This window comes from Haloleucobacter albus (genome assembly GCF_052492075.1).
Genome location: NZ_JBQWAS010000022.1, coordinates 1 through 22,681, shown reverse-complemented (window position 1 = coordinate 22,681; position 22,681 = coordinate 1). Strand labels below are relative to the sequence as shown.

Annotated in this window: 23 protein-coding genes and 1 tRNA gene; 11 read left to right on the top strand and 13 right to left on the bottom strand. The window is 61.2% G+C overall.

Annotation, left to right across the window (positions count from 1 at the left end; genetic code table 11):
- The first annotated feature begins 22 nt into the window (after positions 1–22).
- The 3 genes from cydD to ACT6QH_RS05560 are packed head-to-tail and all read left to right on the top strand — an operon-like array spanning position 23 to position 4,187.
- Positions 23–1,759 (top strand): thiol reductant ABC exporter subunit CydD, encoded by a 1,737-nt coding sequence (gene cydD / locus ACT6QH_RS05570; protein ID WP_444973821.1) that lies wholly within the window; start codon positions 23–25, stop codon positions 1,757–1,759.
- Positions 1,756–3,486, top strand: a complete 1,731-nt coding sequence (cydC, locus tag ACT6QH_RS05565; protein ID WP_444973820.1) for a thiol reductant ABC exporter subunit CydC — start codon at positions 1,756–1,758, stop codon at positions 3,484–3,486. The genes cydD and cydC overlap by 4 nt, the downstream gene beginning before the upstream one ends.
- On the top strand, positions 3,483–4,187 hold the full coding sequence (locus ACT6QH_RS05560) for a Crp/Fnr family transcriptional regulator (protein WP_444973819.1): 705 nt from the start codon (positions 3,483–3,485) through the stop codon (positions 4,185–4,187). Before cydC ends, ACT6QH_RS05560 begins: the two co-directional genes overlap by 4 nt.
- 350 nt (positions 4,188–4,537) lie before the next feature.
- Here ACT6QH_RS05560 and ACT6QH_RS05555 read toward each other — a convergent pair whose 3' ends face one another.
- From ACT6QH_RS05555 to ACT6QH_RS05540, 4 genes are read right to left on the bottom strand one after another with little or no spacing between them, the layout of a single operon-like run.
- Entirely contained in the window at positions 4,538–5,236 is a 699-nt protein-coding gene (locus tag ACT6QH_RS05555) for a pyrimidine 5'-nucleotidase (protein ID WP_444973818.1), read from the bottom strand.
- 60 nt (positions 5,237–5,296) lie between these two features.
- Complete coding sequence (locus ACT6QH_RS05550) at positions 5,297–5,689, bottom strand: lysozyme inhibitor LprI family protein (RefSeq protein WP_444973817.1); 393 nt, start codon at positions 5,687–5,689, stop codon at positions 5,297–5,299.
- A complete protein-coding gene (gene queC, locus ACT6QH_RS05545) occupies positions 5,689–6,426 on the bottom strand; it encodes a 7-cyano-7-deazaguanine synthase QueC (protein WP_444974014.1) in 738 nt (245 codons plus the stop codon). The genes ACT6QH_RS05550 and queC overlap by 1 nt, the downstream gene beginning before the upstream one ends.
- Positions 6,427–6,479: 53 nt before the next feature.
- On the bottom strand, positions 6,480–6,797 hold the full coding sequence (locus ACT6QH_RS05540) for a BolA family protein (RefSeq protein WP_444973816.1): 318 nt from the start codon (positions 6,795–6,797) through the stop codon (positions 6,480–6,482).
- 262 nt (positions 6,798–7,059) lie between these two features.
- On the opposite strand from ACT6QH_RS05540, the gene ACT6QH_RS05535 reads away from it, so the two are divergent.
- The 7 genes from ACT6QH_RS05535 (at position 7,060) to ACT6QH_RS05505 (ending at position 14,966) form a co-directional block, all read left to right on the top strand.
- Positions 7,060–7,695 (top strand): J domain-containing protein, encoded by a 636-nt coding sequence (locus ACT6QH_RS05535; protein WP_444973815.1) that lies wholly within the window; start codon positions 7,060–7,062, stop codon positions 7,693–7,695.
- 106 nt (positions 7,696–7,801) lie between these two features.
- Positions 7,802–8,785 carry a cobaltochelatase subunit CobS gene (gene cobS, locus ACT6QH_RS05530; RefSeq protein WP_444973814.1) on the top strand — a complete coding sequence of 328 codons (984 nt, stop codon included), beginning with the start codon at positions 7,802–7,804 and terminating at the stop codon, positions 8,783–8,785.
- 134 nt (positions 8,786–8,919) lie between these two features.
- Positions 8,920–10,809 (top strand): cobaltochelatase subunit CobT, encoded by a 1,890-nt coding sequence (cobT, locus tag ACT6QH_RS05525; protein WP_444973813.1) that lies wholly within the window; start codon positions 8,920–8,922, stop codon positions 10,807–10,809.
- Positions 10,809–11,879, top strand: coding sequence for an esterase-like activity of phytase family protein (locus tag ACT6QH_RS05520; RefSeq protein WP_444973812.1), 1,071 nt, complete (start codon positions 10,809–10,811; stop codon positions 11,877–11,879). The genes cobT and ACT6QH_RS05520 overlap by 1 nt, the downstream gene beginning before the upstream one ends.
- A gap of 151 nt (positions 11,880–12,030) precedes the next feature.
- On the top strand, positions 12,031–13,437 hold the full coding sequence (gene gad / locus ACT6QH_RS05515; RefSeq protein ID WP_444973811.1) for a glutamate decarboxylase: 1,407 nt from the start codon (positions 12,031–12,033) through the stop codon (positions 13,435–13,437).
- 253 nt (positions 13,438–13,690) lie between these two features.
- Positions 13,691–13,780, top strand: a tRNA-Ser gene (locus ACT6QH_RS05510).
- A gap of 409 nt (positions 13,781–14,189) precedes the next feature.
- Positions 14,190–14,966: a protein NO VEIN domain-containing protein gene (locus tag ACT6QH_RS05505; protein WP_444973810.1), complete on the top strand. Its 777-nt coding sequence runs from the start codon at positions 14,190–14,192 to the stop codon at positions 14,964–14,966.
- Between the two features lie 57 nt (positions 14,967–15,023).
- Here ACT6QH_RS05505 and ACT6QH_RS05500 read toward each other — a convergent pair whose 3' ends face one another.
- The 8 genes from ACT6QH_RS05500 to ACT6QH_RS05465 form a co-directional block, all read right to left on the bottom strand.
- The gene (locus tag ACT6QH_RS05500; RefSeq protein WP_444973809.1) at positions 15,024–16,769 is read right to left on the bottom strand and encodes a DUF2326 domain-containing protein; all 1,746 of its coding nucleotides are present in this window, start codon (positions 16,767–16,769) and stop codon (positions 15,024–15,026) included.
- Positions 16,766–16,993, bottom strand: a complete 228-nt coding sequence (locus tag ACT6QH_RS05495) for an ABC-three component system middle component 6 (protein ID WP_444973808.1) — start codon at positions 16,991–16,993, stop codon at positions 16,766–16,768. The genes ACT6QH_RS05500 and ACT6QH_RS05495 overlap by 4 nt, the downstream gene beginning before the upstream one ends.
- The gene (locus tag ACT6QH_RS05490; protein ID WP_444973807.1) at positions 16,990–17,733 is read right to left on the bottom strand and encodes an HNH endonuclease; all 744 of its coding nucleotides are present in this window, start codon (positions 17,731–17,733) and stop codon (positions 16,990–16,992) included. Before ACT6QH_RS05490 ends, ACT6QH_RS05495 begins: the two co-directional genes overlap by 4 nt.
- 249 nt (positions 17,734–17,982) lie before the next feature.
- A complete protein-coding gene (locus tag ACT6QH_RS05485; protein WP_444973806.1) occupies positions 17,983–18,381 on the bottom strand; it encodes a ParB/RepB/Spo0J family partition protein in 399 nt (132 codons plus the stop codon).
- Positions 18,378–19,709 (bottom strand): recombinase family protein, encoded by a 1,332-nt coding sequence (locus tag ACT6QH_RS05480; protein WP_444973805.1) that lies wholly within the window; start codon positions 19,707–19,709, stop codon positions 18,378–18,380. The genes ACT6QH_RS05485 and ACT6QH_RS05480 overlap by 4 nt, the downstream gene beginning before the upstream one ends.
- Before the next feature lie 2 nt (positions 19,710–19,711).
- Positions 19,712–20,209, bottom strand: coding sequence for a DUF2924 domain-containing protein (locus ACT6QH_RS05475; protein ID WP_444973804.1), 498 nt, complete (start codon positions 20,207–20,209; stop codon positions 19,712–19,714).
- Positions 20,210–20,606: 397 nt separating this feature from the next.
- Positions 20,607–21,527, bottom strand: coding sequence for an ImmA/IrrE family metallo-endopeptidase (locus ACT6QH_RS05470; protein ID WP_444973803.1), 921 nt, complete (start codon positions 21,525–21,527; stop codon positions 20,607–20,609).
- Complete coding sequence (locus tag ACT6QH_RS05465; RefSeq protein ID WP_164612609.1) at positions 21,524–21,844, bottom strand: helix-turn-helix domain-containing protein; 321 nt, start codon at positions 21,842–21,844, stop codon at positions 21,524–21,526. The genes ACT6QH_RS05470 and ACT6QH_RS05465 overlap by 4 nt, the downstream gene beginning before the upstream one ends.
- Positions 21,845–22,005: 161 nt before the next feature.
- On the opposite strand from ACT6QH_RS05465, the gene ACT6QH_RS05460 reads away from it, so the two are divergent.
- Positions 22,006–22,614, top strand: a complete 609-nt coding sequence (locus ACT6QH_RS05460) for a hypothetical protein (protein WP_444973802.1) — start codon at positions 22,006–22,008, stop codon at positions 22,612–22,614.
- Here the strand turns inward: ACT6QH_RS05460 and ACT6QH_RS05455 are convergent.
- Positions 22,574–22,681: IS3 family transposase (locus tag ACT6QH_RS05455; protein WP_444972855.1), on the bottom strand; the 108-nt coding region annotated here is incomplete at its 5' end. The genes ACT6QH_RS05460 and ACT6QH_RS05455 overlap by 41 nt on opposite strands.

Below are 22,681 nucleotides of genomic sequence, written 5' to 3'. Positions count from 1 at the left end.
TCCAAGGCCTGATCGCAAGCGTTTGTCGGCCTTCCTGTCCCGGTTTCGCAAGTCGGCGCAACGCGACCTGCGCATGACCATGACCTTTTCCATGGTCACCGGGCTTCTCATCATCGTCCAGGCGCTGCTGGTGGCGCGCATCCTCAACGGGGTGGTGTTCAACCAGCAGCCGCTTTCCGCCTTCACGCTGGAACTCTCCGGCCTTGTCGGCGCGATTGCACTGCGCTTCGGCTCAGTGTGGGCAACAGACCGTTTCGGCTTTTCCGCCGCCACGCGGGTGATGCGCGCCATGCGCGCCCAGCTTCTGGACCAGGTGGAAAAAATCGGCCCCGTGGGCCTGGCCGAAACCCGCACCGGCGAAACCGTCGCCGCGCTTTCCGATGGTGTGCGGGCGGTAGAGCCCTATTATTCCAAATATATTCCCGCCTCGGTTCTGGCTGTGGTGCTGCCGGTCGCCATTCTCATCGTGGTGTTCCCGCTTGACTGGATTTCCGGCCTCACCTTCCTTGTCACCGCCCCGCTCATTCCCCTGTTCATGATTATCATCGGCAAGGGGGCCGAAGCGCTGAACCAGAAGCAGTGGCGACGCATGGCCCGCATGTCCGGCCATCTTCTGGATGCGGTGCAGGGGCTGGCCACGCTGAAGGCCTTCAACGCCGCCAACCGCATGGCGAAGGACGTCGCCCGCGCGGCTGATGGCTACCGGCGAGACACCATGCGCGTGCTGCGCGTGGCCTTTCTTTCCTCGCTGGTGCTGGAATTCTTCGCCACCGTCTCCATCGCCATGGTGGCTGTCTTCATCGGCTTCCGGCTGATGTGGGGGGAGATGACCTATTTTGACGGCCTGTTCATTCTGCTGCTGGCCCCGGAATTCTACGCGCCGCTGCGCGCCATGGGCACGGCCTATCACGCCCGCATGGAAGCGATTGGCGCGGCCGAGCGCATGGTGGTGCTGGAGGATGCCCCCCATTATGCCGAAGCAGGCGGCGACACCCCCCTGCCCTCACCGGACAGGATCGAGATTCGCTTCGAGGATGTGCACCTCACATTCCCCGATGGCCGCACCGCGCTGAACGGCATCAACCTCACCGTTCCGGCGGGCATGACCGTGGCGCTGGTGGGCCCTTCCGGCGCGGGCAAATCTTCCATCCTCAATCTGGTTCTGGGCTTCGTGAAGCCCACATCCGGGCGGGTTCTGGTGAATGGCGTGCCCATGAGCGAGCTGGACATCAAGGCATGGCGCGCTCATATGGGCTATGTGTCACAGCGCCCGCGCCTGATTGTGGGTACGCTGGCCACCAATCTCGCCCCTGGCGAAGAAAGGCCCGACCGCGCCCGGCTGGAAGATGCCGTGGCGAAGGCAGGGCTGGCCGATGTGGTGGCGCGCGTGCCCGGCGGGCTGGATGGCGCGCTGGGTGAAGCCGGCGCCGGGCTTTCCGGTGGCGAAGGTCACCGTCTCGCCGTGGCCCGCGCCTTCTACCGCGATGCGCCGATGATCGTTCTCGACGAACCCACCGCCCATCTCGACCATGAGAGCGAAGCGCGGGTTCACGCCGCATTGTCTCAACTTCTGCCGGGCCGCACCGGGCTTGTAGCCGCCCATCGTCTGGCCAGCATTACCCATGCCGGGCAGATTGTGGTTCTGAATGAAGGGCTGATCGCCGAAAACGGCGACCATGACAGCCTGATGGCCGCCAACGGGCTCTATGCCCGCCTTGTGCATACCGGCGCGGCACCGGAATGGGAGGTCGCACAATGAAAGACCTGATGCGCCTTCTGCGCCTGATGCGCCCCCATGGGTGGTGGATGGTGCTGGCCATTGTTGTCTCGGCCCTCGCCACTCTCTCCCATATTGCGCTCATGGCCACATCCGGCTGGTTCATCACCGCCATGGGGCTGGCGGGCCTCACGGGCGTGACCATCAATTATTTCACGCCCGCAGCCCTTATTCGCGGCTTCGCCATGGCCCGCACCGGCGGGCGTTATGTGGAACGCATTGTGGGCCATGAAGCGACGCTGAAATTCGTCGCCAGCCTGCGGCCCTGGTTCTTCGAGCGCCTCACCCCGCTGGCCCCCGCCGCCATTGAGGACCAGCGCAGCGGAGACCTTCTCACCCGCCTGAAAGGGGATATTGACCGGCTGGAATTCGCCTTCCTGCGCATCATCTCTCCGGGTGTAGCGGGGCTTCTGGTGCTGATTGTCGGCCTTTTGTTCGTGGCCGGGCATGACGGGGCCATCGCCCTCATGCTGCTCATCACCACCTTTGCCGCCGGGGCCGGACTGCCGCTTCTCATCTATCGCCTCGGCGCGCCGGCGGCCCGGCAGGTCACGGCCCGTTCAGCCGAGCTGAACGCCCATCTGGTGGACCATATCCAGGCCCGTGCGGAACTGGATATCTATGATCCGGCGGGCCTCCATCGCGCGCTGGTGGATGAAACCAGCGATACGCTGATCCGCGAAGATGCGCGACTTGCCGGCCTTTCCGCCTTTTCCACCGCCGGTGTGGGGCTGGCAGCGCAGCTTTCGCTGCTGCTGGTGCTGGTGATGGGCGCGCCCCATGTGCTGGCCGGCACCATGGCCGGGCCCAACCTGCCCATGCTGGCCCTGCTGAGCCTGGCCCTGTTTGAGGCCGTGGCCCCGCTGCCTCTGGCCTTCCAAACCCTGCCGGGCACCCTGGCCTCGGCCCGGCGCATCTTCGGCATGGTGGACCGGCCGGCCCCCGTGCCTGCCGCAAACAACCCGAAGCCGGTTCCCACCCAGGGAGATCTGGTCTTCGCCCATGCCGGCCTCACCTATCCGGGTGCGAAGGCTCCGGCCCTGCGCGATCTGGACCTGACTCTGTCTCCCGGCAAGCGCATCGGCATTATCGGGCCCTCCGGCTCGGGCAAGTCGTCCATCGTGTCTCTGGCGCTGCGCTTCCGTGCGCCGGACAAGGGCGACATCCGCTTCGGTGACAACAGCGTGGATGCCTATGACCCGGATGCCCTGCGCAAACGGATGACCGTGCTCTCGCAGCACGATCATCTCTTCTCCGCCACCATCCGGGACAATCTGCGCATTGCCGCTCCGCAGGCGGATGACGCCGCCCTTGAGGCCGCCTGCGAGAAGGCCGGCATTCTGCCCTTCATCAAGGCCCAGCCCCAGGGGCTGGATACCTTTGTGGGCGTGCATGGGGCCAAGGTTTCCGGTGGTGAGGCCCGCCGCCTCGGGCTGGCCCGCACTCTGCTGAAGGATGCCCCGCTGCTGATTCTGGATGAGCCGACCGAAGGGCTCGATACGGATACGGAGCGCCGCGTTCTGGATGCCCTTCTGGCCGATACGGGTGAAAAGAGCGTGCTGCTCATCACCCATCGCCACGCCGGGCTGGAACAGATGGATGAAGTGGTGGTGATGGAGAATGGGCACATCATCGCCCGCGGTGCCCCGGCGCAGATGATGCACCATATGGGCCCCGCCACCCCTGAGGCTGAAGGGGACCCCGCGTGAAGCATGTGCCCCTGACAGAGGCCTGGACCGGCGTTGCGGACTGCAAGAACTGCACGATCCGCAATGCCGTTCTCTTCTCCGGCCTGAAGGAAAGCGATTTCGACGCCCTGCACCGGCCCATAGACCAGTTCGTCTATACGCCGGGGATGCAGATCTATGCCGCCGGGGATGAAGCCCGCACGCTCTTCACCGTGCGCAGCGGGCTGGTGAAGCTGACGCAATATCTGCCTGATGGCACGCAACGCATCGTGCGTCTGCTACGCAAGACCGACCTGTTCGGGCTGGATGCCCTGGTGCAGCCGGAATATCCCCACACCGCCACTGCCCTGCATGAAACAGAGCTGTGCCGGCTGCCGGTGGATGTGGTGCGGGATCTCTCGCGCACCAATGGCGTACTGTATCAGGAACTGATGACCCGCTGGCACAAGGCCCTCTCCAGCGCCGACCGCTGGATCACCGAATTTTCCACCGGCTCTGCGCGAGATCGGGTGGTGCGCCTGCTTCTGTGGCTGTGCGAGCCGGAAGAGCACGCCCGCTGCACTCTGTTCAGCCGGGAGGATCTGGGTGCGCTTCTGGGGCTCACCACGGAAACGGCCAGCCGCACCATGGCCGAACTGAAACGCCAGAATTTCATTCGAGAAACACGCACCAACCAGTTTGAATGCGACATTCCCCGTCTGCAACATCTGCTGGAGGGGTGAAGCGGAAAAGACCGCAGGCCGAATAACCAGCCGAACCACCCAGCAGACATGGCAGCCAGAAACACCCGCCAAAACCTCGGCGAATATTATAATTTATTTGTAACAATAAGCACTTAAGGCAAAGGAAGAGTTGTCTTCACCCCCTCTTTGGGAGATAAAAGAGGGGCGTGGATAACTGGTTATCCAGCCATGTGTCAGCCTGACGATCTTCCCCCGCAGGTCGTCAGGCTGACCTGCCCCTTCCCTCCAACATATATGATGAGCTCCACTTTGTGGACCGGATCAAGCCTTGCGCATGCCCTTGGGCGGCGCAAAGGGCATGCACCTTGCGGAGAGAGGCACGCCCGCACTCAGGCTGTCGCGGAGAGCAGATGCTCCAGAAATGCGGCCAGATCCTCGGTGACATGATCCACATAACGAGCTTCGCGCCCTTCCAGCTCCCAGCTTTCCCGCGCATGGTGAGATTCTTCCGGCGGCGCGACCAGAATGGTGGTCATGCCCAGCTCATGCGGCACTTCCAGATTGCGCGCCAGATCTTCGAACATGGCGGCGCGTGGAGCCTCGACCTCATGGGCTTCCAGAAACAGCTGATAGGCCTGCGCGGTCGGCTTGGGGTGAAAATCACCGGCCACGATATCATGCACCCCGTCAAACTGTGCCTGCAGCCCCAGCCGGGCGAGCACATTGCGGGCATGGCTGGCTGAACCGTTGGTGTAAACCAGCTTGCGCCCCGGCAAGGCACGAATGGCGGCGGCCAGACGCGGCTCCTCATCAAGGCCGGAGAGATCCACATCATGCACATGATGAAGAAAGGCGTCGGCATCAATGCCATGCTCAATCATCAGCCCGCGCAGAGATGTACCGTAGCGCCGGTAATACTCTTTCTGGATGGTGAAGGCTTCATCCGGCGGAATGCCCAGCAAACCAGAGATATAGCTCTTCATGCGCCGATCGATCTGCTGCCACAGCTCATGCCGCGCGGGGTAGAGCGTATTATCCAGATCGAACACCCAGGTTTCGACCTTGTCGAAGCCGCGCGACACTCTCATGTCCATCACCGATCCTGTCTTGTCTTGCCCTGTCTTGCCTTGCCCTGTCTTGCGCCGGCCTCAATAAGGGCCGTTGCTGTAAATGACCTGAAGATCCCTTTCCAGCACAGCGATGCGCCCGGCATAAGCCGCCTTCAGGCAAGCCACATCCACGCCGCACCGGGCCCGCTCCACCAGCCAGGCGCGCTGCGTGTCCAGCAACTCTCCACGCTGGCCCATACCCACCAGATGCGTCAGCACCTCATAGAGGGTGGCCATTCTCACATCCTGATCGTTCAGGGCGCGGGTATTGCAGATCGTGCGTTCATCCGGCGCTGTATTGGCGGCGCAATTGAAGCTGGCGGCATGTGCGCCGCCATTCGCCAGCACAAGCAGAACCATGCCCAGCAGCATGGCCGGCGCATGCTGCGCAAAACGCAGGGGCGAATTTTTCAGTATGTCAGACACACGCATCACACCCCTCCCACTGGAGCATCTCCACGACGAAAACGCGCGAATCCATCCGCACGCAGCTTGCAGGCCGGGCATTCGCCGCAGCCATAGCCCCATTCATGCCGCTGGCCGCGCTCGCCCATATAACAGGTGTGGGTGTCTTCCACGATGACATCCACCAGCCGTGGCCCGCCTATGGATTGTGCCAGCCGCCAAGTCTGCGCCTTGTCCAGCCACATCAGCGGAGTATGCAGCACGAAGCGCTTGTCCATGCCCAGATTCAGCGCCACCTGCATGGCCTTGATGCTGTCATCCCGGCAATCGGGATAACCGGAAAAATCCGTCTCGCACATGCCGCCGATGATGTGGCGGATGCCCCGCCGATAGGCCAACGCCGCCGCAAAGGTGAGAAACACCAGATTGCGCCCCGGCACGAAGGTGTTGGGCAGGCCGTTTTCTTCCATCTCGATGGTGGTGGCGCGGGTCAGTGCGGTATCGGAGATCTGGCCCAGCGCCTCCAGCGTGACCATGTGATCTTCCCCCAGCCGGGCCGCCCAGCCAGAACGCAGGGCGGCAATCGCCTCGCGCACACGCGGGCGGCATTCCAGCTCCACGCTGTGGCGCTGGCCATACTCAAACCCCAGGGTCTCCACCCGGTGGAACCGATCCAGCGCATAAGCCAGACAGGTGGTGGAATCCTGCCCGGCGGAGAACAGCACAAGGGCGCTGTCATCGGCGGCGGCATCTTCAGCCTTCATGGAATAATCCGTCCGTCTCGTGAGTCGGCCGCCTTGTGTCTCGCGATAAACGCTCATTCGCCCGGCGCCTTCGCCTCAATGGCCAGAGCATGAAGGCCACCGTCGATTTCCCCCTGCAACAGGGCGTTCACCATGCGATGGCGCTCCAGCCGGCTTTTGCCGGTAAAGGCATCGGCCACCACCCGCACGCGCAGATGGGTGATGCCTCCATCAGCCCGGCGCTTCGCCCCCTTCAGATCATGCGTCACACCGGCATGGCCGGCATGCTTGTGGCTCTCATCCTCCAGCTCCAGCAGTTGCGGGGAGAGTTTGTCCTGAAGAAGCTGGCGAATAGCGACAAGAGCGGGGGCGGACTGAACAATTTCGGGCATGGCGGACCTGTGCTGGAAACCAGGGCGTGACATCATGGCCGTACGCCGTGGCGGGAACATGAAAGAGGCATTATATGGAGTGCGCCGCAAGGTGCCATCCTCGCGCCGCCATTCCGGCGCAGGGAAAGCCGGAAACAGAAAGGAAAGCAAACGGGCGGGCGCTTTCCTCCGTTTCCTGCTGTTCACATCCGCTATTTTCGCTATCCTGCCCGGCCCGCCCGACCGTACCGCGTCGCACCGTGAGACACATAATTCGCGCACCATGAAACTGGACTCTCCACTTTTCGACCGCATCCGCGTGAAGCCTGAAGACGACCGCTCCCAGCGGCCGGTGGAGAATTGCTGCCAGTGGCCCGGCTGCGCTGCGCCGGCGACGCACCGCGCGCCCAAAGGCCGCGACAGGGAGGGCCAATACTGGAACTACTGCTTCGAGCATGTGAAGCAGTACAACCAGTCCTACAATTATTTCGCAGGCATGAGCGACGATGCCATGCACGCCTATCAGAAGGATGCCCTCACCGGGCACCGCCCCACATGGCGTATGGGCGCGCGCAAGGGCACGCGTGAGGAGGCCGCCGCCGGCGGCGCTGGCGCGCAGGAAGGTTTCGACGCCGACATGGATGATCCCTTCGGCTTCGCCAGCGAGATGGGGCGCACCTTCCGGCAGGACAACAGCCGCACGGATACCCGCCGCGCCACCATTCGCAATGCCGAGCGCCAGGCGCTGGAAATCATGGGGCTCGACATTTCCGTCTCGTCGGACGACATCAAGGCCCGTTACAAGGAACTGGTGAAGCTGCACCACCCGGATGCCAATGGTGGCGACCGCTCCTCGGAAGACCGGCTGCGCAGCGTCATTCAGGCTTACACCACACTGAAACAGGCGGGCATGGTTTGACCCCCTGTTCCATTCATCACAGCCTGCCTCCGGCGCACCCGCAACCGGGGGGCCCAGGCAGGTTACAGAGCAGCAGAAGGGCGCCGGGCGCGCCCGCGGAGGAAGTATGAGCGGCACCGAAATTCTGGCCCCCACCCCTGACGTGACCGTTTCGGTGCGCGAGACATTCGGCATTGATCTGGACATGGACGTGCCCGCCTTCTCCGAGCCCAATGAGCATGTGCCGGATCTCGACCCCGATTATCTGTTCGATCGCCCCACCACCATGGCCATTCTGGCAGGCTTTGCCCGCAATCGGCGTGTGATGGTCACCGGCTATCACGGCACCGGCAAATCCACCCATGTGGAACAGGTGGCCGCGCGCCTCAACTGGCCGTGCGTGCGCGTGAACCTCGACAGCCACATCTCCCGTATCGACCTGATCGGCAAGGACGCCATCGTGGTGAAGGACGGGATGCAGGTGACAGAATTCCGCGATGGCATTCTGCCCTGGGCCTATCAGAACAACATCGCTTTGGTGTTCGACGAATATGACGCCGGCCGCCCGGATGTGATGTTTGTGATCCAGCGCGTGCTGGAATCCTCCGGCCGCCTTACCCTGCTGGACCAGAGCCGCGTGCTGCGTCCGCACCCGGCCTTCCGCCTGTTCGCCACCGCCAACACCATCGGCCTTGGGGACACGACAGGCCTGTATCACGGTACCCAGCAGATCAATCAGGCGCAGATGGACCGCTGGTCCATCGTCACCACGCTGAACTATCTGCCGCACGATCATGAAGTCGGCATTGTTCTGGCGAAGGCCAAGCACTTCCAGAACGAAGAGGGCCGCGACACGGTGAGCCGCATGGTGCGTCTGGCCGACCTGACCCGGCAGGCCTTCATCAATGGTGACCTGTCCACCGTGATGAGCCCGCGCACGGTCATCACCTGGGCCGAGAATGCCGATATCTTCAAGGATCTCGCCTTCGCCCTGCGCGTGACCTTCCTCAACAAGTGCGACGAGCTGGAACGCCCGCTGGTGGCGGAGTTCTTCCAGCGCTGCTTCGGCAAGGAACTTGTCGAAAGCACCGTGAATGTCGCCATGTCCTGAGGGACAGGCGCCTGAAGGTCATGAACTGAGCCCGGCCCATAGGCCGGCCCTGAACCGGGGGCACTGTACGCCCCCTCAGTCCGGCGAGGTCTTTCCCCGCCGGCAAACACACCGCCAGCAGCAAGAGACCCGTCATGGCCCCCAGCAACCGCACGACCGGAAAAGCGCCCGCAGAAGCGCCAGCCGAGCCTTTCAAGAAGGCCCTTGCCGGCTGCTTCAAGGCCATTTCGGGCCAGGCCGAGATTGAGGTGAGCTTTGGCCCCGAGCAACCCGGCCTTGCGCCCGGCCGTGTGCGGCTGACAGAACCGCCGCGCCGCTTCACCCGGCAGGACGCCGCCATTGTGCGGGGGCAATCAGATGCCCTGGCCCTGCGGCTGGCCTGTCATGATCCAGCCACCCATCGCCGCATGTCCCCCACGGGAGACGCAGCCCGCGGTATTTTTGAAGCGGTGGAACAGGCGCGCGTCGAGGCCATCGGCGCCAATCGCATGCCCGGCACCCGCACCAATCTGGCCGCCATGTTGACGGAGCGTTACCGCAATGCCCGCTTTGCCGACATCACCCAGAAGGGCGATGCCCCGCTGGCCGATGCCATCGCCCTTCTGGTTCGCGAACGCCTGACAGGCGAAGCGCCCCCGCGCGAGGCCCGCGCCTTCGTCAATCTGTGGCGCGGCGAAATCGAGGCCAAGGCCGGCAAGAGCCTTGAGCTTCTGGCCTCCAGGCTGGAAGACCAGAAAGCGTTCAGCCAGCTCACCCGTGATATTCTCACCGCTCTCGACATGGGCGAGGATTCCGGCAGTTCCTCCGAGCAGGATGAGGGCGAAGACGAGAGCGAAGGCGGCGCCGAGGAACAGGGCGGGCAGGACAGCCAGTCCGACGAAAAGGAAGATCAGTCCAGCTCCACGGAAGTGGACAGCGAAGCCTCGGACGAAGAAATGCCCGAAGGCGAGATGGAGCAGGAAAGCGCGCCTTCCGATCTCTCCCCGGATGATGATGAGGCCGTTGATCTGGATGAACCCGGTGAGAGCATGCTGCCGCGCCCGCCGGCGCAGCAGGATAATCGCGGGCCGGAATATCACGCCTTCACCACCGCCTTTGATGAAGAGATTCATGCCGAGGAGCTGTGCGATACGGAAGAACTGACCCGTCTGCGCGCGCATCTCGACAAGCAGCTTTCCCACCTTCAGGGCGTGGTGGCGCGGCTGGCCAATCGCCTGCAACGCCGCCTGATGGCGCAGCAGAACCGGGCCTGGGAATTTGACCTCGAGGAAGGTGTACTGGACCCGGCTCGCCTCTCCCGCGTGGTGACAGACCCGACCGCCGCCCTCTCCTTCAAGCGCGAGCGGGATACGGATTTTCGCGATACGGTGGTGACGCTGCTGATCGACAATTCCGGCTCCATGCGCGGGCGCCCCATTACGGTAGCTGCGACCTGTGCGGATATTCTGGCCCGCACGCTGGAGCGCTGTGGCGTGAAGGTGGAAGTGCTGGGCTTCACCACCCGCGCCTGGAAGGGCGGCCAGTCACGCGAGGCATGGCTGGCGGCAGGCAAGCCGCCAGCGCCCGGACGCCTCAATGATCTGCGCCACATCATCTACAAGGCGGCGGATGCCCCATGGCGGCGTGCCCGCCGCTCTCTGGGCCTGATGATGCGTGAAGGGCTGCTGAAGGAAAATATTGATGGCGAAGCGCTGGATTGGGCGCACAAGCGCCTTCTGGCGCGGCCCGAGGCCCGGCGCATTCTCATGATGATTTCCGATGGTGCGCCGGTGGATGATTCCACCCTCTCGGTGAACCCCGGCAACTATCTGGAACGCCATCTGCGCTTCATTATCTCGGAGATCGAGAACCGCTCGCCTGTGGAACTCATGGCCATTGGCATCGGCCATGATGTCACCCGCTACTACAAGCGCGCGGTGACGATTGTAGACGCCGAAGAGCTGGGTGGCGTGATGACGGAGAAGCTCGCGGAACTCTTCGATGAAAAGGCTGCCGCCCCCCGTCGTGGGCGACGCGCCTCTTGATGGCCCACCAGACATCCGGGCGGCGGACATCTCGTTTCAGCCGCCTGCTGCTGGGCCTGCCGCTTGCCCTGAGCCTGGTTGCGGGCCTGCCTTCCGGCCCGCTGCCGGTCGTGTCCGCACAGGCCAAACCTGCCGTGCAGGCCGCGCGGCCTGTTCCCATTGCCGTCTATGCCACCCCCATCACCCATTTCCATCCCGGCTCTGACCAAAGCCGCTTTGGCCGGCTCACTTTTCTGGGCGGGCTGGAGCTTGTGTCATCAGACCCGGTTTTTGGAGGCATTTCCGCCTTCCACCTTGAAGGAAACAACCGCTTTCTGGCGCTGACAGATGCCGGCATGTGGCTGGATGGACGGCTGGATCTGGATGGCGAACGCCCCATCGGCCTCTCCGATGTTCGCGCGGCGCCCCTGAAGGATGACAGGGGCCGCATCATGGCCCACCACAAACGGGGAGATGCGGAATCTCTCGCACTCGCGCCCCATGCCATTTATGTGGGGCTGGAGCGCAAGAACGAGATCTGGCGCTTCCCCCGCCCGCCTTTTGATGCCACACGCGCCCACAAGGGCAAGCGGGTGCCTGTGAAGGGGCTTCGGGCCCTGCCCTATAATCGCGGCCTCGAAAGCCTGCTTTATGTGCCTTCCGGCCCGCTGGAAGGGGCTCTTCTCGCCATTGGCGAAGATGCCATCCGCAAGGGCGGTGACCTGCCCGGCTTTATCATTGGCGGAGCCCATCCAGGGCGTTTCACCATTCGCAAAAGCGGATATTACAATGCGACCGATGTGGCCCTTTCTCCCAGGGGCGAACTGTTTCTGCTGGAACGTCACTTCTCGCTGATGACTGGCGTGCTCATGCAGATCCGCCGGTTTGATCTGGCAGATGTGAAGCCGGGTGCCGTGCTGACGGGGGATGTGCTGGGCAGCTTCGATTTCAGCTATGAAATCGACAATATGGAAGGGCTCTCCGTCACCATGAATGATGCGGGAGACACCCTTCTGACCCTGATTGCCGACGATAATTTCAGCATGATGCAACGCACTTTGCTTTTGCGCTTTGCCTTTTCTTCAAACTGAACCCCACAAAGACCGCCTCAAAATCAATTCAGAACGCATACAATTGCTGTAGCCCATGGATATTTGACTGCAAACGTGATCTGTTTCGCGCATGCGGCACAGATGTCGTTATGGGGTGCAACAGTTTTATGCTTGTGAAGGAGGCCATGCTTTGACCACAGTTTCCTCCCGGACAAATCTGCACGATGAAGTCCTTGACGATGTGTATTCATCCTCCGAGCTGCACGGAAGCCTGCCCAAATACAAATTCCCGACAGCTGAAGGTGATGCGCGCCATGTCTTCGCGGCTGTACGCGATGAACTGATGCTGGATGGCAACTCACGCCAGAACCTCGCCACCTTCTGCCAGACATGGGTTGAAGACGAGATCCGCCAGCTGATGGATCTGTCGATCGACAAGAACATGATCGACAAGGATGAATACCCCCAGACCGCAGAGATTGAAGCGCGTTGCGTGCATATGCTCGCGGATCTGTGGAACTCGCCCTCCCCCCACACCACGCTGGGGTGCTCCACTGTCGGCTCATCTGAAGCGGCGATGCTGGGTGGCCTCGCGCTGAAATGGCAGTGGCGCAAGAAGATGCAGGCGGCTGGCAAGCCCACCGACAAGCCGAACCTTATCTGCGGCCCGGTGCAGATCTGCTGGCACAAGTTTGCGCGCTATTTTGATGTGGAACTGCGTGAGATCCCACTTGAGGGTGACCGCCTCATCATGAACCCCGAAGAGGTTCTCAAGCGCGTTGATGAAAACACCATCGGCGTGGTGCCGACCCTCGGTGTGACCTTCACCTGCCAGTATGAGCCGGTGAAGGCCGTGAATGATGCGCTCGACAAGCTGCAACAGGAAACCGGCCTTGATATTCCCATTCATGTGGATGGCGCATCTGGCGGCTTCCTCGCCCCCTTCTGCGCACCCGAGCTGGAATGGGATTTCCGCCTGCCGCGCGTGAAGTCCATCAACTCTTCGGGCCACAAGTTCGGCCTTGCCCCGCTGGGCGTGGGCTGGGTCGTCTGGCGTGAGAAATCTGATCTGCCGGAAGAACTGGTGTTCAACGTGAACTATCTGGGCGGCAACATGCCCACCTTCGCGCTGAACTTCTCACGCCCCGGCGGGCAGATCATTACCCAATACTACAACTTCATCCGCCTTGGCCGCGAAGGCTACGCCAAGATCCAGAACGCCTGCTACGATACGGCGGAATATCTCGCCCGCGAGATCGCCAGGATCGGCCCGTTCGAAATGCTGTTTGATGGTGACCGCAAGGCAGGCATTCCCGCCCTGGCGTGGAAGCTGAAAGATGAAGAGGCCATTGGCGGCTACACGCTTTATGACCTCGCCGACCGGCTGCGCAGCCGCGGCTGGCAGGTCCCTGCCTATTCCATGCCGGCGCATCGCGAGGATCTGGTCATCCAGCGCATTCTGGTCCGCCATGGTGTAAGCCATGATCTGGCCAGCCTGCTTCTGGATGATATGAAACGCGCCATCGCCTATTTCGAGAAACACCCGGTTTCCAAGCCGCTGACCGCAGCTGAAGCCACCGGCTTCAATCACAACTGACACCATTCAGGCACGGGGCCTGCCCTGCCTTGCGCAGATCAGCCCCGCGCCTGTTTCAGCAGCGACAACAAGCGCGGCATGGGTTGGCTTGATCCCGGCTCATGACCAACCAGAACGAGACGACAAGAGAACTGCGTTTTCCCCCACGAAACCGGAAATGTTTGCAGCCTTTGGCACACAATGCCTTGTCGTTGAGCCTCACCTCCGCTAGAAGCGCAGAACCACTAGCTGACTCGTGCAGCATGGCCCTTCAGGAGAGGTGGCAGAGTGGTCGAATGCACCGCACTCGAAATGCGGCATACGGGCAACCGTATCGGGGGTTCGAATCCCCCCCTCTCCGCCACTTGCACATCGCAAACCCGAAAACAGGTCCCTCGCGGGGCCTTTTTCTTTATGTGCCAAAGGGGCTTGCAGGGACCATCCGCCCTTCGGAGACGGCCCAGCCGCGCGAGATCGGTCTCCGAGCGCCCAGCGTCTCTTTCCACCCGCCCCTCGCTCTCGGCGAGACGGGTTCAAAATCGCCATATGTTTCAACGAACTGACCGGAGCGCGTTGCGCCCGTGTTTCGCTGGTTCTGGCTTGTTTCGATGGAGACGGAGCGACGACACGGGCGGCGTGGTCGTTGGTATGTCTTGGGAGTCTTGCGCGAAGTCGCTGATGACAAACGCAGTTTCCGCCCTTAGCCTGGCGCGATGTCAAACGGGCCTTGGACAGATCAAGAGAACGACCTGATCGTCGCGGATTATTTCGCGATGCTGGCTGACGACGTCTCTGGTCGCCCCTACAATAAGGCCGAGCACCGGCGCGGGCTTCTGCCGCTGTTGAACGGTCGCTCCGAGGGATCGGCCGAGTTCAAGCACCAGAACATCAGCGCCGTGCTGAAGGGGCTGGGTGAGGACTGGATCCCGGGCTACAAGCCCGCCTTCAATTTCCAGATGACGCTGGTGGATGCCGTGGCGCGCTGGCTGGCGCTGAACCCGGCTTGGCTCGGCCGCCATTCAGGTACCAGAGTGACGACCGGCCTCGCGGAGGCGCGGCCGATCTGGATTGGGCCGCCGCCCACGCTGTCGAACCAGCCGCCGCCGCAGGAGCTGGAGCAGATGCTGCACATCGCCCGCAAATTCGATGTCGCGGCGAGAGACGAGCGAAACCGCGCCCTCGGCCGTGCCGGTGAGGAGCGCGTCCTGGCGCACGAACGAGCCGCCCTGAAATCAGCGGGCCGCGACGATCTTGCGCGCAAGGTCAGGTGGGTGTCGGAGGAGGATGGCGATGGTGCCGGCTACGATATCGCCAGCTTCGCGACGGACGGCCGCCCGCGCCTGATCGAGGTGAAAACGACGAATGGCTGGGAACGCACCCCCTTCCACATTAGCCGCAACGAGCTGGCCGTGGCTAAGGAGCGGCGTTCGGAATGGTCCCTGTTCCGGCTCTGGAACTTCGCGCGCGAACCGAAGGCGTTCGAACTGCACCCGCCGCTGGACGCACATGTCTCTTTGACTGCGACGTCCTTTCAGGCGAATTTTCATTAAGTGCCGGACTTGTGAATAATTGGGCTTATTTTCCATCTGGAGATAGCTAACGCTGTATTAATAGCGGAAGCCAAGCAAGCTTCCGCTGGGATCGGTGTCCGTCAACCTCATTCGAACTAGTGAATTGAAGTCAAAATCAGTTGAGAAATCGTTGAGCGGAACCATGTCGGTGTTGAGTGTGCAAATATACTGGAATCCATATTTTGTTGCCATCGCCGCCGCAAGCTCAAGAGCGTGCGCACGCTGACGGGGGTCCACCCCGTCAAAGATTGTGCTGTCATGGATCAGGAAGTCGATACCCAAACCACGCTCGCGTGCAAAACAGATCAGCGTAAGATCATAACAAAAGATCTTCATCTTGCTGATGCCTTCACTAGGGCTACCAGCAATCTCGACGTCGAATTTGTATCCGGTGTCGCCAATATCAATAACCAGTCGGCCTGGCGATCTGTAAAGGCTTTCTGAGAACTCAGAAAACAGGCTTAGCGCTTTTGACCAGATCGCTCGGCGCTCCTCGTAGTCAAGTGTTGTCGATCGCTTCAGTTCGACGGTTTCAACCTTGATGGTATCTGCCTTCGAAGTCATTTGTCGCAACTGGCTGATGCGGTTGGTCAGCTCGTCGACCTGGAGCCTTGTCGCTGCGTGCAGGTCTTGTAATCGAGTAAGCTCGTCAAGAGCGCCCTGCCCAGCAAGAGTATTTAAATATGCTGCTCGCCTGTCCGTAAGATCAGCGACTTGCGCCTCTCGTTCCGAGATCGCAGTTTCCAATGCGTTGACTTCGCTTGCAATGAAGTCGCGCCTATTGCTCACGATCCTGGCATTGAAATTCCTAGCGTCGGAAAGGGTCTTTATCACGGCGCCAGGCAACGCCACACCAGCTTCCTTGTAAAGAGCCTCAAGGTGGGAATCTGCTGGGGCATCTTCGTCGGAAAGAGATTCCCGGTACTTATTAACTCGACGCTTGTCGAAAATATTGGCATTGACCATCTCATGGATCGCGGAAGTAAGGATATTCGCCTGTGCTTCGATCTCGCGATACTGCGGTAAGACGCGGAAGCTTGAGAGGGCCTCTCGTTCACGTTCGAGCTGGTTCGAAAGACGAAGTCGCTCTGCTTCCAACTCACCAAGCGAAGCGAGTTCGCCATCTACTGCGCCAGTTTTGATCGCCTGTTTGAGGGCATCCAACGCGTTCTTCTGATCCTTCAGCTGTTGCCAAACAGCAGCTTTCTCCCAGCTCAAACCGAGCATGAAAGCGTTATGCACCTGAATATCCCAGGTTTTCTGATTGTCGAAATATTTAAAGGGCGTGTTATATGCAGCCGATTGATTTCGAACGAAATAAGAGAGCAAGGCGCGTGCGGATGGCTTGTAGCCTTCCTCGGACGGCAGTTCACTAAAGCCAAAGAGCGCCCAACCTAAAACTGCGCGCCACTTTTTGGCGTCAAGACCGGGGATGCCCTCTTTGTTCGGTAATGGCCGGGTTGGCCAATGATCTGTTTCTCCCTCTATCGCAAAGAACCCCGGACTACCTGTTGATCGTGTGACGGAGACATCCTTGCCTGCAATCGTTAATTCAAGCGTAAACGCCCAGTCTTCCAGGGCTTCGACACGGAGCCCCTTGTTTGGTGCGGCATTGTTTCCAAGGCAAAAGTCGATAATCTCAATCAGGGTCGATTTGCCAAGCGCGTTTGTCGTGTCCTTATTGCCGGCCGATTTAGACCTATCCGCGAGAATAAGGTTTGCGCCAGGTTCGAATGTGACCCGGTGGAAGCCCTTCTTGTTGGCGCTAATGGAGCGAATCATGCTGCGACCCTCACGAGCAGGCCGTGCTCAATATCGATGGCGCCGATCAAATACAGGAGGTTCAATGCGAGGACAAAGCGTTCGAAAGTACCGACATTGGGCTCCGAACGGAGGCGTTCCCAAAGGCCTGATACGGTTATAGGTTCACGCAAGTGAGCGAGGGTTGTAGCTCCCACGCCGAGAAGAGCCTCATGTTGTGGTATGTGCTTTGTTGGGAGGATCATTTTTCAAACACATCACAGATTTCAAAAAGATATACCAAAACAGCAATCCCAGCGGTTTTGTCGGCCTGTTTGCGCAAGCCACGTTGCGCAAATGCACACATCAGCTCAAAAAGATCATCGCCTTTGTGCCCTTCTTTGCGCTTCCCGAAATATTCCTCGAGGAATCCTGCCTTAAGCCTCTCAGGGAAATCAGGGTCTAACTGAGCTTCTGCTTCGACATAGTCGGCAACTGTCTCACGCGACATCAATCCTGCAGCAATTATGTGACGTGATCCATTTGAAAGCGCATTCTTTTTGATTTTTTCCTCTGGGGCTGTGATGTCAAATGATCCGCTTGGTACGGGAGCCTGATTTGCAACCCAGGAAACAGCGTTCTGAAGCTCAGGAAAAGTGACATCGGCAAAAGCAGCCTCCATTGCCTGACGGACTTGCCTTTCGTGGCTGGCTTTCAGATCCATCAGTGTCTGTGTCGGCCAGTCAGCAGGTACCTTGTCAATAATCGTGTGGTCGTCAGTGCACAGGTAAAGGAGGTTGTCGACATGATCGCGTTCAGCGTCCGTCATTGACGCGTCATAACGAGCTGCCCCAGGCTTCTCGCCTCGGATATGAGCAGCTTCGCCAACATATGTATCATCACCGGATTTTGCATCATAAGTCAGATGCTTGCCGCACTTCGGGATTGCGCAAACGCCTCCGCTGCGAAACGCCAATATGATCTTTGTTGGGTAACTAGCGCCCATGATGACGTCCGTTCACTGAATGCGAGCAATGCTTTCATGAACACAGACAGTGTGGTGTCAGCATTCGGATGCAGCCCGGAGGTTCCTCACTTTTTGCAGCCTTGGTAGCGCGGGGCTCCGCGCAAAGCAAACTGGAAAGCCGTCAGCTGTTCCAGTCTGGAACAAGCGTGCCGTCTGCTCCTGAACGTTTCCGGCTCGAGGCGCCGTCAGACTGGGGTGGCTAGACATTGAGCATAGTTTCGTTGCTGATCAATTCGCCTTGCTATAGTCGAACGCCCGCTCAGCCTGCTCCTGCCATGTCTCCCCTGCCAGAAAGCACAGGTCGTAGAGGCTGACCGCTGATGGTTCGCGGCCGCAGGTCAGGCGTTTGAGCACCTCGGGCGCCAGATAGGCGAGGCGCAGCTGGCGGCTGACATGGCGCTCGGCGAGACCGACGGCCTCGGCCAGTTCCTGGATCGTGGCGAGCTCACCTGCCTCCATGCGACGCCGCCAACCCCATGCCCGGCCGATGGCGCGCAGGATGTGCGGGTCCTGCGCCTGATCCTCGCTCGGGCTGTAATCGGCGGGCGGCATGATCTTGGGCCGACCGTTCTTCTTGCGCAGCTTCAGGGGGATCAGCACGCGGATCGTGTCATTGCTTCGGGTCATTCGGCGGCCTCCATGTCGCGCGGCGCGATCATCTCGCGGATGACCCCCGCGACGCCTTCGCGCCGGATGTCGACCTCGAGCCCGGCGGCGGTGACGGTGACGCGCCGGACCAGCAGCTGGATGATCCGCGCCTGTTCGAGCGGGAACAGCTGCGCCCAGAGCGTGTTGAAATCATGCAGCGCCGCGATGGCCTCGGCCTCGGACACCTGATCGCGCTTCAGCGCCGCCAGCACCTGCGTGACCACCTCGGGCGTTTGCAGAATGCGCCGGACCTCGGTGACGATGGCGTCCTCGACCATGCCCGCAGGCAGGCGGACCGGTGCTTGATCGCTACCGCTGTCGTCCTCCGGCGTGCGGTTCTTGATCACGTCCATCGACACGTAATAGCGGTAGAGCTTGCCGCGTTTCTTGGTCGCGGTCGGGGTCATGGCCGCGCCGGTATCGGTGAAGATCAGGCCCTTCAGCGGCGCAGGCGTCTGCATGCGGCTGTTGCTGGACCGGGCGTGGCGGTTGCCCTGCAGGATGGCGTCGACCTGATCCCAGACCTTGTCGGTGACAATGGCGTCGTGCTCGCCCGGATAGGCCTTGCCCTTGTGGACGGCCTCGCCGCGATAGACGCGATTGCGGAGCACCCGATAGAGATAGCCCTTGTCGATCAATGTGCCCTGCTTGCTGCGAAACCCCTCCCGTCGCAGTTCCTTCGCCAGCATCGTGGCCGAGCCGAGCTCGACGAACCGGTCGAAGATCCGGCGCACCGAGGCGGCCTCGACCTCATTGATCACCAGCTTGCGGTCCTGCACATCGTAGCCGAGCGGCACGTAGCCCCCCATCCAGATCCCGCGCTTGCGCGAGGCGGCCACCTTGTCGCGGATGCGTTCGCCGATGACCTCGCGTTCGAACTGGGCGAAGCTGAGCAGGATGTTCAGCGTCAGCCGTCCCATCGAGGTGGTCGTGTTGAACGACTGCGTGACCGAGACGAAGGTGACGCCGTTGCGGTCGAACACCTCGACCAGCTTCGAGAAGTCCATCAGGGCGCGGCTGAGCCGGTCGATCTTGTAGACCACCACCACGTCGATCAGCCCGTCGTCGATGTCGGCCAGCAGCTGCTTAAGCCCCGGCCGGTCCAGATTGCCGCCCGAAAAGCCGCCGTCGTCGTAGCGGTCGCGGGTTGCAACCCAGCCTTCGGATTTCTGGCTGGCGATATAGGCCTCGCAGGCCTCCCGTTGGGCGTCGAGGCTGTTGAATTCCATGTCGAGCCCTTCCTCGCTCGACTTGCGGGTATAGATGGCGCAGCGCAGGCGGCGGCCGGGGCGCGTGTTCATGTCCATGGTCAAACCTCCCGCGATCGGACCTGCAGCCCGAAGAATCGGTAGCCGTTCCAACGCACGCCGGTGATTTCCCGCGCGATGCCGGAGAGCGATTTGTACTTGCGGCCCTGCCACTCAAAACCGTCCTTCAGCACGGTGATGATGTGCTCGACCCCGTTCCATTCCCGGATCAGCCGTGTGCCTGCCACCGGATTGCGGGGATCCGCGATCTGGTTCTTGCGGCGGGAGACGCCCTCGACCTCGTCGGCAAGCAGGTCCAGCATGCGGCGGGTCTCGTGGTCGGGCCCGCCATAGGTCAGTTCCTGCAGGCGATAGGCGATGCGGGCCTCGAGAAAGGCGCGGCTGTTGTTCGGTGCGGCGCGGCCGAGGAGCCGTTCCCATTCGGTCTTCAGCTCTTTCACCGACATGGTCTTGAGCGCGGCGATGCGCGACAGGACGCTTTGGTCCAGGCGCGCGTCCTGCCCGGGTCTGGGCGGCGTTATCTTACTGTGATGCTTCATCAATTCCTCCGATGCGGATGCGTTTCCTGCGACGACCACCGCTCTTTCGGGGCGGGTAGTCCACGGAACTGTCTCCTTCGGTGGGCGATAAAGAACTGGACTTCCCGGCGTTCAGGCGAACGACGCCCGCGGCGAGGATGCGGCCCAACTCGGCAAGCCGGGCATCGGGGGACATGCGTTCAGGGCAAAGAGGATTGGGCCCGGAAACCGGGTCTTCGGGGGGAATGGACATGGCGGGTTTCGCGACTGTTGTGATAGGCAAAATGTGTCGCGAAATCAGAAAAATATCAAGCAAATCAGTTTGTTACGGCCTTATGCGGTCGCTTCGCGCCGTGGCGAAAATCTGCGTAGCTGAAATGTCCTCGCGCCGAACTTTCGGTCGGGCGGCTGCGCCGAATCAACCCGTCCGGCCGTCCATGAACTTGTCGAAGCTGTCGAAGACCGGCTCTTCCTCCAGATCGGCCATCTCCCATCGCGAAGGGGCGCGGTCGGGGTAAAGCAGAAGCGAGATCGTCATCTGGTCATTGCTGGGCGAGAACACGGTCATTTCGTGCACCGGCTCGGAGCCGAGCCAGATACCGGCCGGATGTTGGCAACCGTAGCGCCCTTCATCCCCGTCCACCTCTTGGGCCGCAAGCGAGGCGGGCGGCAATTCGATCACCTCTTGCCGCGCCCGGTAGAAAACCCCGGACTTCAACAGCGGTTCGCTGGACCAGGCCCAATCGATGAAGCCTTCCTTGCCGACCACGATCATCGCGCGTTTGTCGGTGATGGTCATCCATTTCAGGATCGCGGCCGTCAGCGAGACGGCATAGCGATCCGCGAGTTCGGTCATCACGTCGATATCGATGATCCGACCTTTGATCTGCTCGCGGAAATCGTCCAGCGGCATCAGCAGGTAGGAAGCGAAGGTGTTCGCCTCCGCCTCGATCCTGTTCCGGGCCTCGTCCCAGTCGGCCATGTTGCGGCTGGTGCATTCCAGCCCGCCCGGGTTGGCCTGTCGGTGCAGGAGGTAGTGCCCCAGCTCATGCGCCAGCGTGAAGTTGCGCCGCCCCGGCGACCGGATGGTCTCGTTGTAGACGATGCCCCACTCGCCCGCGCGATGCGGATTTGGTAGCAGCATGCCTTCGACGCCCTTAGAGAGTTTCAGCCCTTGCACCATCGTGATTGGCGCGTCCGGAAAGACCTGACGCGAGAAGTCCTGCGCGAGCGCGGCAACATCGATAGGGAAACGCGGCAGCCCGTGCACCGCCTGATGCACGGACAGGATTTTCGTCAGGCGGTTGGCCCAGCTCTGAGGCGTCGTCGGCAGACTCAATCCTTCTTTCCCCACATGTCGATCATCTGCTTGATTTTCTCTTGGTCATCCAAGTCGAGCTTTTTGAAGCTTCGGTAGAACGCCTCCTTGAAGACCTCTTCTTCGGGTTCGGTGTTGTCGTCGAGCAAGTAATCTGTAGTGACCGACAGCGCTCCTGCGATCTTCGTCAGCTTCTCGCCCGACGGTTTTCGCGTATCGCGGTTTTCGAGTTCCCAGAGGTAGCTCTTGCTGGAGTCGGTCAGCTCGGCGAGCTTGTCGAGGGAATATCCCTTTTCCTGACGGTGGCGCTTGATCTTCGCGCCGAGGGACGTGGTCATCGTATCATCCTTGGTTTCCTTGGTTGCAGGACGCTTGTTCGCTATGCCGAACAAAATTGTGCCGCGCAAGTAGACGTGGCGATTTGTTCGGTATATATCGAACAACATCGTATCGCATTTTCGCGATTCCGTCCTCCTCCCCGACCAAAGAAAGGGCTCTCATGACCGCCATCGCCGCGTTCCTCCGCAAGACCCCCGTGATCCGTCTGCAGGATTACTTCACTGCTGGCGGGTTTACCTCGCTTGCGCCCATCGACTGGCCGAAGCCCGAGCCCGAGGTGGTAGAGTCGCTGATCAAGGCCGTCGACGCCATGTCCGATGACGAAAAGCAGCGCGTCGTCCTCGATGCGGCCCGCGTGGCGGCGCTGGCGGATGAGCCCGGCCAGAACGCGTTGCAGAACGTCGTCGTGAACCGCGCGGTCTTCGATACGCTCGAGGGGGCCAACAACCGCTCACTCTGGGTTTTCCTCAACGAGAACGACCGGTTCCGCCTGGCCGAAGAGGTGCGCTACAATGATGAGCGCCGCCGGGGGCGGTCGTGGAGCGGGTTCGGCGTCGATCCCGATCTCGCGGTGAAGAAAGACCCGGTCTCGCTCGCAGCATTCACGGCCGCGATCCGCGAACGGTTCGAAACGCCCAACGTCCATGTCGACATCTTCGACCGCCACCGGGTGATCCTTAAGGGTGAAGAATGCGCCCTGAGCTGCTGCCGGTTTGGTGGACAGTTGGTTAAGCCTGCTTGTCGCGTTCTTCGAACTCCATTGGGCTGATATAGCCCAGTTTCGAGTGTCTGCGATGGGGATTGTAAAAGCGCTCTATATAATCAAACACATCAGA